10 protein-coding genes and 1 other RNA gene are annotated in these 12284 nt (G+C 65.2%); 6 read left to right on the top strand and 5 right to left on the bottom strand.

Annotated features, from left to right (window positions below; genetic code table 11):
* The first annotated feature begins 23 nt into the window (after positions 1 to 23).
* The 3 genes from AC1RHV_RS21220 to AC1RHV_RS21210 are packed head-to-tail and all read left to right on the top strand — an operon-like array spanning position 24 to position 2774.
* Positions 24 to 1163, top strand: a complete 1140-nt coding sequence (locus AC1RHV_RS21220) for an acyl-CoA dehydrogenase family protein (protein ID WP_492301917.1) — start codon at positions 24 to 26, stop codon at positions 1161 to 1163.
* A gap of 40 nt (positions 1164 to 1203) precedes the next feature.
* Positions 1204 to 2361, top strand: a complete 1158-nt coding sequence (locus AC1RHV_RS21215; RefSeq protein ID WP_119450909.1) for an acetyl-CoA acetyltransferase — start codon at positions 1204 to 1206, stop codon at positions 2359 to 2361.
* 2 nt (positions 2362 to 2363) lie between these two features.
* A complete protein-coding gene (locus AC1RHV_RS21210) occupies positions 2364 to 2774 on the top strand; it encodes a Zn-ribbon domain-containing OB-fold protein (protein ID WP_492301915.1) in 411 nt (136 codons plus the stop codon).
* Positions 2775 to 2848: 74 nt separating this feature from the next.
* Here AC1RHV_RS21210 and ssrA read toward each other — a convergent pair.
* The 5 genes from ssrA to ompA all read right to left on the bottom strand — a co-directional run bounded on the left by ssrA (position 2849) and on the right by ompA (position 6987).
* Positions 2849 to 3237, bottom strand: a transfer-messenger RNA (tmRNA) gene (ssrA, locus tag AC1RHV_RS21205).
* Positions 3238 to 3328: 91 nt separating this feature from the next.
* A complete protein-coding gene (locus tag AC1RHV_RS21200) occupies positions 3329 to 4507 on the bottom strand; it encodes an MFS transporter (protein WP_119450907.1) in 1179 nt (392 codons plus the stop codon).
* Positions 4508 to 4848: 341 nt separating this feature from the next.
* On the bottom strand, positions 4849 to 5523 hold the full coding sequence (locus tag AC1RHV_RS21195) for an HAD-IA family hydrolase (RefSeq protein WP_492301913.1): 675 nt from the start codon (positions 5521 to 5523) through the stop codon (positions 4849 to 4851).
* Positions 5520 to 6245 (bottom strand): bifunctional 2-polyprenyl-6-hydroxyphenol methylase/3-demethylubiquinol 3-O-methyltransferase UbiG, encoded by a 726-nt coding sequence (gene ubiG, locus AC1RHV_RS21190; protein ID WP_054450880.1) that lies wholly within the window; start codon positions 6243 to 6245, stop codon positions 5520 to 5522. Before ubiG ends, AC1RHV_RS21195 begins: the two co-directional genes overlap by 4 nt.
* Positions 6246 to 6405: 160 nt before the next feature.
* A complete protein-coding gene (ompA, locus tag AC1RHV_RS21185) occupies positions 6406 to 6987 on the bottom strand; it encodes an outer membrane protein OmpA (protein WP_013392385.1) in 582 nt (193 codons plus the stop codon).
* A gap of 414 nt (positions 6988 to 7401) precedes the next feature.
* Here ompA and gyrA point away from each other — a divergent pair, with 414 nt between their 5' ends.
* Genes gyrA through pheA form a run of 3 tightly spaced genes read left to right on the top strand, consistent with a single transcriptional unit; the run spans position 7402 to position 12279 of the window.
* A complete protein-coding gene (gene gyrA, locus AC1RHV_RS21180; protein WP_054450882.1) occupies positions 7402 to 10071 on the top strand; it encodes a DNA gyrase subunit A in 2670 nt (889 codons plus the stop codon).
* Entirely contained in the window at positions 10071 to 11201 is a 1131-nt protein-coding gene (serC, locus tag AC1RHV_RS21175) for a 3-phosphoserine/phosphohydroxythreonine transaminase (RefSeq protein ID WP_492301911.1), read from the top strand. The genes gyrA and serC overlap by 1 nt, the downstream gene beginning before the upstream one ends.
* Positions 11194 to 12279, top strand: a complete 1086-nt coding sequence (gene pheA / locus AC1RHV_RS21170) for a prephenate dehydratase (RefSeq protein WP_054450886.1) — start codon at positions 11194 to 11196, stop codon at positions 12277 to 12279. Before serC ends, pheA begins: the two co-directional genes overlap by 8 nt.
* The last annotated feature ends 5 nt before the right edge of the window (positions 12280 to 12284 follow it).

Raw genomic sequence — 12284 nt, 5'->3', positions numbered from 1 at the left:
GCCATGAAAGATCAGGAGGCAGCATGAATCGGCAGCGCAAGCTTTTCTCGGCGGAGCATGACCTGTTCCGCGACACCGTGGCGCGCTTCATCGGGCAAGAGATCACGCCGCATCACTACCAATGGGAACAGGAAGGCCTGGTGCCGCGCGAACTGTGGCGCAAGGCCGGCGCGGCCGGCATCCTGCTGCCCAGCACGCCCGAGGAATACGGCGGGGGCGGCGGCGACTTCCTGCACACGATCATCGTGGTGGAAGAGATCGCCCGTGCGCTGGCCACCGGCGTCACCGGCTTCACCACCCATTCCGATATCGTCGCGCCGTATCTGCTGAACTTCGGCACCGAGCGCCAGAAGCAGCGCGACCTGCCCGGCATGGCCCAGGGCGATATCGTGGCGTCCATCGCCATGACCGAGCCGGGCGCGGGCAGCGACGTCAAGGCGATACGCACCGCGGCGGTCCGCGCGCAGGGCGGCTACGTCATCAACGGCCAGAAGACCTTCATCACCAACGGCTTCCATGCCGACCGCGTGCTGGTGGTGGCCAAGACCGATCCGGCAGCCGGCGCGCGCGGCATCAGCCTGTTCTGGGTCGATACCGCGACGCCCGGATTCACGCGCGGACGCCTGCTGGACAAGGTCGGGCAGAAGGCGCAGGACACGGCCGAACTCTTCTTCCAGGACATGTTCGTGCCGGACGAGGACATGCTGGGCGAGCCAGGCCAGGGCTTCGGCTATCTGATGAAGGAACTGGTGCGCGAGCGCCTGATGATCGCGGTGCGCTGCGCCATGGCGCTGGAGAGCGCGCTGCAATGGACCGTCGACTACACCAAGGACAGGCGCGCCTTTGACAAGGCGTTGATCGACAACCAGCACATCCGCTTCAAGCTGGCAGACATCAAGACCCTGGCCGCCGCCACTCGCGCCTTCGTCGACGGTTGCGTGCAGCAATACCTGGATGGCGAGCTCGATGCCGGCGGCGCGGCCATGGCCAAGCTGTGGGCATCTGAAGCCACCAGCGCCATCGACGACCTGCTGCAGTTCCACGGCGGCTACGGCTACATGCGTGAATACCCCATCGCCCGCGCCTACACCGACGTGCGGCCCAACCGGATCTACGGCGGCGCCTCGGAAGTGATGCGAGAGCTGATCGCACGGACGCTTTGAACTTTCTTCTTCTTCGACTTCGACAGGAACAGATCCCTACATGAGCAAGCATCTCTCGAAATCGGTTGCCATCGTCGGCGCCGCCGAATCCGACCTGGGGAAAGTGCCCGGGATGACCTCGCTGGACCTGCAGGCGCAGGCAGCGGCCCGCGCGCTGCGCGATGCCGGCCTGACGCTCAAGGACGTCGACGGCGTGTTCGCGCACGTGGACGACAAGTTCGCCGGGCTGCACCTGGCGGAATACCTGGGCATACGGCCGCGCTATGTGGATTCGACCAGCGTGGGCGGCATGTCCAGCGTCATGCACATCCGCCACGCCATGGCCGCCATCGAGGCCGGCATGTGCGAGGTGGCGCTGGTGGCCTACGGCAGCACCCAGCTGTCGGACGGCACGCGCAAGGTGGGCGGCACGCCCGAAGACATGCGCATGCCGCGCGGACAGTTCATCACGCCGTATGGGCAGCTGAGCCCTATCGGCTACTACGCGATGGTGGCGCAGCTGCACATGCAGCGCTACGGCACCACCCACAAGGACCTGGCCGAAGTGGCGGTGGCGGCGCGCAAATGGGCGCAGCTCAACCCCAAGGCCTACCGCCGCGAGGACACCTCGATCGAGGAAGTCATGGCGTCCAAGTTGATTGCCGACCCCTTGCGCCAGCGTGACTGCTGCCTGGTGACCGACGCCGGCGGCGCGGTCATCATCACGTCCGCGGCGCGAGCGCGAGAGCTCAAGCGGCCGCCGGTCTACGTGATGGGCATCGCCGAATCCTTCTCGCACCACTACACGCCCTTCAACACGGCGGACTGGCTGGACACCAATGTGGCGCAGACGGCCGACGCCGCGCTCGCCATGGCCGGCGTCACGCGCGCCGACATCGACGTGGTGCAGATCTACGACCATTTCACCATCGGCGTGATCCAGTCGCTGGAAGAACTGGGCTTCTGCAAGCGCGGGGAGGGTGGGGCCTTCGTGGCGGACGGACGCCTGGCTCCGGGGGGCGACTTCCCCATCAATACCTCGGGCGGCGGCCTGTCCTACAACCATCCCGGCCAGTTTGGCATGCTGCTGCTGCTCGAGGCCGTGCACCAATTGCGCAAGGAATGCGGCGAGCGCCAGCTGCCCCGCGCCGAACTGGCCCTGGTGCACGCGCCAGGCCTGGTTTTTTCCTGCAACACCACCCTGATACTCGGAGTCTGACCATGGAACTCGCCCAACGCCCGCTGCCGCAACCGACCCGGATCACCCAGCCTTACTGGGATGCGGCGAAGGAAAGCCGCCTGGTCATCCAGCAATGCGCCTGCTGCAAGACGCGCCAGTTCTATCCGCGCGAATTCTGCGCCGCCTGCCTGTCCGACGACATCGAGTGGATCGACTCCGCAGGACTGGGCACCGTCTACACCTACACCGTCAACCGGCGTCCGAGCAATGCCGCCCTGAGCGAAAAAGTGCCATATGTGGTCGCCATGATCGACCTGGACGAAGGCGTGCGCATGATGGCCAACATCATCGACACCCCGCCCGAGGCGGTCCGGATAGGAAGCCGGGTGCGGGTGTGTTTCGAACGGGTGTCGGACGAGATCACCTTGCCGCAGTTCAGGCTGGAGGTGTGAGCACAGCGCCGGCCGGCGCAGGCAAATAAAAAAGGCCGGTCTGACTTTGAATCAGACCGGCCTTCTGCGGTATTTGGTGGAGCCGGGGGGAATTGAACCCCCGTCCGCAAGCCCTCCGCAACCAGTTCTACATGCGTAGTCGATTTATTTGGTTTTAACCCTGGACTTAGCCAACCGACAGGCCGGACCAGAGCGATTCACGTAATTTAAATTTGAACCGTGTGACCCCAGTTCAAACCGATTCCTTGTGAATGTCGCTGCTGCGGTTCGAGGGTTGCCCCCCTAGGAAGTTGCCTTCCCCCGCCTGACCCAAGGACAGATCAGTGCAGCGGCTCACCGCTTAAGCGGCGAGAGCGAAACGCTCGTCGTTGGCGTTTGTAGTGTTCCAGTGGTTTAACGAGCGTACTGGTGCTCGGCATGCCCTGAGTTGTTTCGCGACCCACGTCGAATCCGGATCGGCCCCAAGAGGATCTATTGTACTGGGAAACGCCATAGCCTGCTGCATCGTCTGCGCCGCCATGCCCGGGCGTGGCGCAGACGATACAGGCGGGCCGTCACACGGCGTTGGCGCAGGCCGCCTTGGGCTCCCGGCGCGGGCGCGAAGCCGCCATCAGCGCGAAGGCCAGGACCACGGAGATGCCGACGATGACGGCCGCGGCCCAGCCCAGCGAGGCCAGTCCGTAGTTGTCGATGACGTACCCGCCGACCACGGCGCCCAGGCCGATGCCGGTGTTGGCGCCCGAGATATTCAGGGACGCGGCAAAGGCCGGCGCTTCCGGCGCGGACTTCATCAGCCGCACGTGGCAGACGATGAAGAGCGCGGCTTGCGCAATGCCCCAGACGCCCAGCGCCACGGCCAGCAGTCCGTGCGACTGCATCACGGGGGCGATCACGGCCAATCCTGCCGCCATCAGCGCCGAGAACAAGGCGGTCGCGCCCAGGGGGCTGCGGTCCACCATGCGGCCGCCCAGGGTGTTGCCGATCAAACCGACGGCGCCGAATGCCATCATCGTCCAACCGACGATCTGGCCGTTGAAACCGGCCAGCCGCTCCAGCATGTCCGCCAGGTAGGTGTAGGCCGTGAACATGCCGGTGAAGACCAGCAGCGACAGCAGCACATGGCCGACCACGATCGGGTTGCGCAGGATGCGCAGCTGCGTGATGAGCTTGACGCTGTCGGCGCGGATGCGGGTGCTGGGGAAGGCGAACAGCAAGAGCAGGGCCTTGGCGAACGCCACCGCCGACAGCACGCCAAAGGCGGCGCGCCAGCCGAAGGCGTCGGAAATCAGCACGCCGATGGGGATGCCGAATACCGTGGCCGCGACGATGCCGAAGGCAACCATGGAGATGGCGCGGCCGGCGCGCGCCGGGCCGACCAGTTCCACGGCCGTGGCGCTGGCCAGCGACCAGAACACCGGCAGAGCCAGGGCAGGGACGAGGCGCGCCACGGCCATGACCCAGATGTTCGGCGCGACGGCCGCCAGGGCGTTGGACAGGCCGAACAGCACCAGCACGCCAATGAACAGGCGCTTGCGCTCTATGTTGGCCATGAGCGCCGTGAGCAGCGGACCGGTCGCCGCCACCGTGAAGGCGAACAGCGATACCAGCAGGCCGGCCTGGGACACGGTGACGTTCAGGTCGCGGGCCAGGCCGGGCAGCAGCCCGATGATCAGGAACTCTGTCGTCAGGATGGTGAAGCCGGCGGCGGAAAGTAACAGGATGGGCAATAGCATAGGCATTCCTCTGGCGCGACGCGGCAAGGCGGCGCGCGGGGGGCGTTGTGGGCGGTCTAAAAAAGGTCAGGTGTGCGCCGGCCTGAATGCCGGGCAGAGCAACGGGGCCGAAGGGCGCCGTGGCAGGGATCAGTGGCGGACGGCGGTGTCCGCAACCTCCGGCATCAGCCGGAAAAGGCAATCGGGAAGCACCCGCATGCCTTGCATAAGCCACACTTTAAGTGACTTTGGTTTCAGGATAAAGGCCCTGGTTTCGGAAATATTGTTCGGGAAACTCAACTAATTTTCACGAACAACAGCAAGACAGGAGCCGGGCCGCGTGGCGGCCCGGTCAGGCAGGCTTACCGCAGGTCGCTGGGCAGCAGCGGCTGGATGGCGGACCAGAGTTCCGCGGGGGAATTGGCGCAGGTTTCCGCTTCCCAGGCCGTGATGTTGTCGTCTTCGCCGACGTAGCCGTAAGCGGCCGCGACCGCCGGCATGCCCGCCGCGTGCGCGGCCTGGATGTCGCGCAGATCGTCGCCGACATAGACGCAACGGTCTACGGCGAAGCCGGCTTCGCGCGCGGCGTGCTGCAGCGGCAGCGGGTGCGGCTTGGCGTGAGCCGTGGTGTCGCCGCAGACCAGGACGGCACTGTCGCGCGTCAGGTCCAGGTATTCGACGATGGGCAGGGTCAGATAGGTGACCTTGTTGGTCACGATGCCCCAGGACAGTCCGCGGTTGCGGATGTCCGCCAGCAGCGCTTCGATGCCGGGAAACAGCTTGCTGTGGACGGTGGAGCCGGCGGCGTAGTCTTCCAGGAACTGCAGCCGGGTGAGCTCGTAGTCGGCGTCGCCCGGCTTCAGGTCCAGCGCCACGCGCAGCAGGCCGCGGGCGCCCTGGGATGCGACCGGGCGCAGGGCCTCGTACGGCATAGGTTCCAGTCCCTTGCGGGTGCGCTGGCGGTTGGCTGCGGCGGCCAGGTCGGGGGCGGTGTCGGCCAGCGTGCCGTCGAAGTCAAACAGGATCAGGGCGCTCATTTGCGGGTAGCCATCAGGTAATTGACCGAGGTGTCGGACGACAGGGTGTAGATCTGGGTGATCGGGTTGTATTCCATGCCGCGCATGCTGACCGGTTCCAGGTTGGCGCCGCGCGCGGCTGCCGACAGCTCGCTGGGCTTGATGAACTGGTCATAGCTGTGCGTGCCGCGCGGCAGCAGGCGCAGGACATATTCCGCGCCCACGATGGCGAACAGGAAGGACTTGGGATTGCGGTTCAGCGTCGAGAAGAACACCCAGCCGCCCGGTTTCACCAGGGTCGAGCAGGCGCGCACGATGGACGCCGGATCCGGCACGTGTTCCAGCATTTCCATGCAGGTCACCACGTCGTACTGGCCGGGTTGTTCCGCTGCGAGTTCCTCCACCGGAACCTTGCGGTACTCCACCTTCACGCCCGATTCCAGGCCATGCAGGCGAGCCACCTTCAGGGACTTGTCGGCCAGGTCGATGCCGGTCACCTCGGCGCCGCTGCGCGCCATGGCTTCGGACAGGATGCCGCCGCCGCAGCCCACGTCCAGCACCTTCTTGCCCGCCAGGCTGCCTGCGCATTCCTGGATCCATTCCAGCCGCAGCGGGTTGATGGCGTGCAGGGGCTTGAACTCGCTTTCGGGATCCCACCAGCGGCTGGCCAGGGCGCCGAACTTGTCGATTTCGGCCTGGTCGGCGTTGATGGGGCGGGCGGTATCGTGGGTTTGCGTAGTCATGGGCAGGTTCAGCGTAAGGCGACTCTATGACTCTATATATAGAGGGGTCCATCGCGCCGGGCGAGGGAGGGGCGGCGCAACCCTGCACCGCTTTGGTGCGTGGCTGGCGAAAAAAAGGGCCTCGCTATGCGAGGCCCCCTTATTGTAGCTAGTCCAGCAATTACTTGCGGCTACCCACGATTTCGATCTCAACGCGACGGTTTTGGGCGCGGCCTTCCTTCGTCTTGTTGGAAGCGATCGGGTTCAGCTCACCCTTGCCTTCCGTGTAGATACGGTTCGGGTCGATACCCTTGCTGACCAGGTAGGTCTTGACCGAAGCGGCGCGGCGCTCGGACAGCTTCTGGTTGTAGGCTTCGGTACCGATCGAGTCGGTGTGGCCCACAGCAATGATGGTTTCGAGGTCGATACCGCGAGCTTGCTGGGCGACTTGGTCCAGCAGCTGACGGCCTTCGGGCTTCAGCGTCGACTTGTCGAAGTCGAAGAACGTGTCAGCATTGAACACGACCTTGGCCGCCATCGGGGCCGGCTTCGCCTTCTGTTGTGCAACCGGCACGCCGTCGCAACCGGGGATACCGGTGGCCGGGGTCCAGAATGCATCGCGCCAGCACAGTTCGTTCGTGCCGTTCTTCCAAACGTCACCGAACGGGTTGCGCCAGTTGTCCACGGTTTGCGCGGAAGCTACACCAGAGGCCGTGACGGCGGCGAAGGCGAGCGCCAGAGCGAATTTGGAGGGTTTGTTCATGTTTCTCCTCGTTGAGCTTGAAGCTGGATAAGTGACTCGCAGCGAACCCCCGCCGCATATCAGGAAAACGGGGCCAGTATAGCAACGCCAAGAGCTGGTTCAAAGGAATAGCTACTGGGTTTCCTGCGTGCTGGAAACAATCTTAAGGCATTTGGGGGGCTTTGGCTTCCCTGGAGAGGCGCATTGGCGCTGGATATGACGTTTTCGGCGCTCCTTCGGTTTTCCATGTTGGTTTTTGACAACAGGGCCGCGGGACGCGGGCGGACGCGCGGTTGGTCGCCGCCCCATATCTTCCCGTCCGGCCGGTCGAGGCGCCGCTTGGGGAGCGCCTTCTGACCGCCGCGGGAATCGGATGATAGAATTTCCTGTTTACCCGGCCCGGGTTCCTCCTTACACGATTCTGTCGTTATATATATGGATTCCTTTGCCAAGGAGACGCTTCCGGTATCGCTGGAAGAAGAGATGCGCCGCAGTTACCTCGATTACGCGATGAGCGTGATCGTCGGGCGGGCGCTACCGGATGTGCGGGACGGCCTCAAGCCTGTCCACCGGCGCGTGCTCTACGCGATGCACGAACTGAACAACGACTGGAACCGCGCCTATAAGAAGTCGGCGCGTATCGTCGGGGACGTCATCGGTAAATACCACCCCCACGGCGACCAGTCCGTCTACGACACCATCGTCCGCATGGCGCAGGATTTCTCCATGCGCTACATGCTGGTCGACGGCCAGGGCAACTTCGGCTCGATCGACGGCGACAACGCCGCGGCGATGCGTTACACCGAAATTCGCCTGGCCAAGATCGCCCACGAATTGCTGGCCGACATCGACCAGGAAACGGTGGACTTCGGCCCCAATTACGACGGCAGCGAACAAGAACCGCTGCTGTTGCCGTCGCGCCTGCCCAACCTGCTGGTCAACGGCAGCTCGGGCATCGCGGTGGGCATGGCCACCAATATTCCGCCCCACAACCTCCAGGAAGTGGTCGACGGCTGCCTGTACTGCCTGCGCAATCCGGGCTGCTCGGTCGATGAGCTCATGGAGCTCATCCCGGCCCCCGATTTCCCCACTGGCGGCATCATCTACGGCATGTCCGGCGTGCGCGAAGGCTATCGCACCGGTCGCGGTCGCGTCATCATGCGCGCCAAGACCCACTTCGAGGACATGGAGAAGGGCAACCGCCAGGCCATCGTGGTCGACGCGATCCCCTACCAGGTCAACAAGAAGACGCTGCAGGAACGCATCGCCGAGCTCGTCAACGACAAGAAGATCGAAGGCATCTCGGACATCCGCGACGAGTCCGACAAGGACGGGATGCGCCTGGTCATCGAGCTCAAGCGCGGCGAGGTTCCCGAGGTTGTCCTGAACAACCTCTACAAGAACACGCAGCTGCAAGATACCTTCGGGATGAACCTGGTGGCGCTGGTCGATGGCCAGCCCCGCCTGCTCAACCTCAAGCAGATGATCGACTACTTCCTGCAGCATCGCCGCGAAGTGGTCACGCGCCGCACGGTGTTCCAGCTGCGCAAGGCCCGCGAACGCGGCCACGTGCTGGAAGGCCTGGCCGTCGCGCTTGCCAACATCGACGATTTCATCGCCATCATCAAGGCAGCTCCGACCCCGCCGGTCGCGCGCCAGGAACTGATGGCGAAGTCGTGGGATTCGTCGCTGGTGCGCGAAATGCTGTCGCGCGCCGACGGCGACACGCCGGGAGGCCGCGCGGCCTTCCGTCCGGACGACCTGGGCGCCGAGTTCGGCCTCCAGGGCGACGGCCTGTACCGCCTGAGCGACACGCAGGCCCAGGAAATCCTGAACATGCGCCTGCAACGCCTGACCGGGCTGGAGCAGGACAAGATCGTCGGCGAATACAAGGACATCATGTCCACCATCGCCGACCTGCTGGATATCCTGGCGCGTCCTGAGCGCATCACCACGATCATTGGCGAAGAGCTGCAGGCCATCAAGGCGGAGTTCTCGACCGGCGCGAAGGATACGCGCCGCTCGGAAATCGAACTCAACGCCACCGAGCTCGACACCGAAGACCTGATCACGCCGACCGACATGGTCGTGACCCTGTCGCACGGTGGCTACATCAAGAGCCAGCCGCTGTCCGAGTACCGCTCGCAAAAGCGCGGCGGACGCGGCAAGCAGGCCACGGCCATGAAGGAAAACGACTGGATCGACCAGTTGTTCATCGCCAACACGCACGACTTCCTGCTGTGCTTCTCCAACCGCGGCCGCGTGTACTGGCTGAAGGTCTGGGAAGTGCCGCAAGGCACGCGCAACTCGCGCGGCAAGCCCATCGTCAACATGTTCCCGTTGGCCGAAGGCGAGAAGATCACCGTGGTGCTGCCGGTCAAGGAATTCAGCGAAGACCACTACGTCTTCATGGCGACCTCGCGCGGCACGGTCAAGAAGACCCCGCTGTCCGACTTCTCCAACCCGCGCAAGGCCGGCATCATCGCCGTGGACCTGGACGACGGCGACTACCTGATCGGCGCCGACCTGACCGACGGCCAGCATGACGTCATGCTGTTCTCGGACGCCGGCAAGGCCGTGCGCTTCGACGAGAACGACGTGCGTCCGATGGGCCGCAACGCCCGCGGCGTGCGCGGCATGATGCTGGAAGACACCCAGACCGTCATCGCGCTGCTGGTGGCTGGCGACGAAACGCAAAGCGTGCTGACCGCCACCGAAAACGGCTACGGCAAGCGCACCCCGATCACCGAGTACACGCGTCACGGCCGCGGCACCAAGGGCATGATCGCCATCCAGACCAGCTCGCGCAACGGCAAGGTCGTGGGCGCGGTGCTGGTCATGCCTTCGGACGAGATCATGCTGATCACGACCGGCGGCGTGCTGGTGCGCACCCGCGTCTCTGAAATCCGCGAAATGGGCCGCGCCACGCAAGGCGTCACGCTCATCAACGTCGACGACGGCAGCTCTCTGTCCGGCGTGCGCCGCGTCGTGGAAAGCGATGCGGACGATGACGGCGACCTGGGCGAAGACGGCCAGGACGCGGACGGCGGCGACGACAACGGCGCTGCGGACTCGACGGATTCGACGGAACCTACGGAGCAATAATGGCCCGCCCCTGGAACTTCTCGGCAGGCCCCTCGGCCTTGCCCGAGGTGGTGCTGCAGCAAGCCGCTGCGGAAATGCTGGACTGGCACGGCAGCGGCATGTCCGTGATGGAAATGAGCCATCGCGGCAAGCATTTCGTGCAGATCTGCGATGAAGCAGAGTCCGATCTGCGCGACCTGCTCGGACTGACGGCGGACTACGCCGTCATGTTCATGCAGGGCGGCGGTTCCGGGGAAAACGCCATCGTTCCCATGAATCTCATGGGACGCCGCGGTACGCCGGCGGCCGACTTCGTCGTGACGGGCCATTGGTCCAAGCGTTCGTACAAGGAAGCCGGCCGCTACGGCAGCACCCATGTGGCGGCAAGCAGCGAGCAGGCCATCCAGCTGGATGGCCGCGAGCAGGCGCCGCTGACCTGGGTGCCGCCGGTCGATACCTGGCAAGTGCGCCAGGATTCGGCCTATCTGCACCTGTGCAGCAATGAAACCATCGGCGGCGTCGAGTTCATGGACTGGCCCGACACCGCCGCGCTGGGCGCGCCCGACGTGCCGCTGGTCGTCGACGCGTCCTCGCATTTCCTGTCGCGTCCGATGGACGTGACGCGCTGCGGCATGATGTACGCCGGCGCGCAAAAGAATGCCGGCCCGGCGGGCGTGACCATGGTCATCGCGCGCCGCGACCTGATCGGCCACGCCTTGCCGATCTGCCCGTCCGCGTTCGATTACGCCAACGTGGCCGCGGAGCATTCGCGCTACAACACGCCGCCCACCTTCGCCATCTACGTCGCCGGCCTGGTCTTCAAGTGGGTCAAGGCCAATGGCGGCGTGGCCGGCATGGAAGCCGCGAACAAGGCCAAGGCCGATCTGCTGTACGGCTATCTGGACAGCACCAGCTTCTACCGCAATCCCATCCACGCACCGGTGCGCTCGCGCATGAACGTGCCGTTCGTGCTGCGCGACGAATCGCTCAACGACGCCTTCCTGCAAGGCGCGGACGCGGCCGGCCTGACGCAGCTCAAGGGCCACAAGAGCGTGGGCGGCATGCGCGCCTCGATCTACAACGCGGTGCCCCTGGCTGGGGTCACGGCGCTGGTCGAGTACCTCAAGGAATTCGAGCGTCGCTATGGATGACGATCTGCAGCGCAAGCTGCTCCCCTTGCGTCAGCGCATCGACGCGTTGGACGCCCAGATCCTCGACCTCCTGACGCAGCGCGCAAGCGCAGCGCTGGAAGTGGGCGAGGCCAAGCACGCCGCGAATGCCGATGGCCCCGTGCTGCGCCCCGAGCGCGAAGCCGAGGTCATCCGCCGGCTGCAGCAGACCAATCCCGGCCCGTTCCCGAACGCTGGCGTGGCCGCGGTCTGGACCGAAATCATCTCGGCCTGCCGCGGCCTGGAGCGCGGCATGACGGTCGCCTTCCTGGGACCGCAGGGCTCGTTCTCGGAACAGGCGGCGCAGGAGCATTTCGGCCACGCCGTGCAGAAGCTGCCTTGCGCTTCGTTTGACGAAGTCTTCCGCGCCGTCGAGGCGGGGCAGGCCGACGTCGGCATGGTTCCGGTCGAAAACTCCACCGAAGGCGCGGTCAACCGCAGCCTGGACTTGCTGCTGAACACGCCGCTGAAGATCCTGGGCGAGCGTTCGCTGGTCATTCGCCATTGCCTGATGTCGCAGTCCGGCAGCATGGACGGCATCAAGACGATTTCCGCGCATCCGCAGGCGCTGGCCCAGTGCCAGGGCTGGCTCACGCGCAACTATCCCGATGTGGCCCGCGTGGCCGCGTCCAGCAATTCCGAAGCCGCGCGCGCTGCCGCGGGCGACCCGAGCATCGCGGCGATCGCCGGTGAAGTGGCGGCGCCCGCCTGGAACCTGCAGATCGTGGCCGCGGGCATCCAGGACGACCCGCATAACCGCACGCGCTTCCTGGCGATCGGCAACATCGAGCCGCTGGTCAGCGGCAAGGACAAGACCAGCCTGATCCTGGCCGTGCCGAACCGCGCTGGCGCCGTCTACGAAATGCTGGCGCCGCTGGCGGCCAATGGCGTGTCCATGACGCGCTTCGAGTCGCGGCCGGCCCGCACCGGCCAGTGGGAATACTATTTCTATGTGGACGTCCTGGGTCACCGCAATGACCCGAACGTCGAACGCGCCCTGGCCGCCTTGCAGGCGCAGGTTGCCTACCTGAAAGTGCTGGGTTCCTACCCGGCGCCGTGAGCCCT

The organism is Achromobacter sp. GW823-FHT04E03, assembly GCF_058796095.1.
The sequence above is the reverse complement of the archived record's forward strand: the minus strand, read 5'-3'. Positions and strand labels throughout refer to the sequence as shown.

Excerpts from the sequence above, each read along its gene's own strand:
- AC1RHV_RS21220 (WP_492301917.1), top strand. The coding sequence starts at position 24 with ATGAATCGGCAGCGCAAGCTTTTCTCGGCGGAGCATGACCTGTTCCGC.
- AC1RHV_RS21215 (WP_119450909.1), top strand. The coding sequence starts at position 1,204 with ATGAGCAAGCATCTCTCGAAATCGGTTGCCATCGTCGGCGCCGCCGAA.
- AC1RHV_RS21210 (WP_492301915.1), top strand. The coding sequence starts at position 2,364 with ATGGAACTCGCCCAACGCCCGCTGCCGCAACCGACCCGGATCACCCAG.
- AC1RHV_RS21200 (WP_119450907.1), bottom strand. The coding sequence starts at position 4,507 with ATGCTATTGCCCATCCTGTTACTTTCCGCCGCCGGCTTCACCATCCTG.
- AC1RHV_RS21195 (WP_492301913.1), bottom strand. The coding sequence starts at position 5,523 with ATGAGCGCCCTGATCCTGTTTGACTTCGACGGCACGCTGGCCGACACC.
- ubiG (WP_054450880.1), bottom strand. The coding sequence starts at position 6,245 with ATGACTACGCAAACCCACGATACCGCCCGCCCCATCAACGCCGACCAG.
- ompA (WP_013392385.1), bottom strand. The coding sequence starts at position 6,987 with ATGAACAAACCCTCCAAATTCGCTCTGGCGCTCGCCTTCGCCGCCGTC.
- gyrA (WP_054450882.1), top strand. The coding sequence starts at position 7,402 with ATGGATTCCTTTGCCAAGGAGACGCTTCCGGTATCGCTGGAAGAAGAG.
- serC (WP_492301911.1), top strand. The coding sequence starts at position 10,071 with ATGGCCCGCCCCTGGAACTTCTCGGCAGGCCCCTCGGCCTTGCCCGAG.
- pheA (WP_054450886.1), top strand. The coding sequence starts at position 11,194 with ATGGATGACGATCTGCAGCGCAAGCTGCTCCCCTTGCGTCAGCGCATC.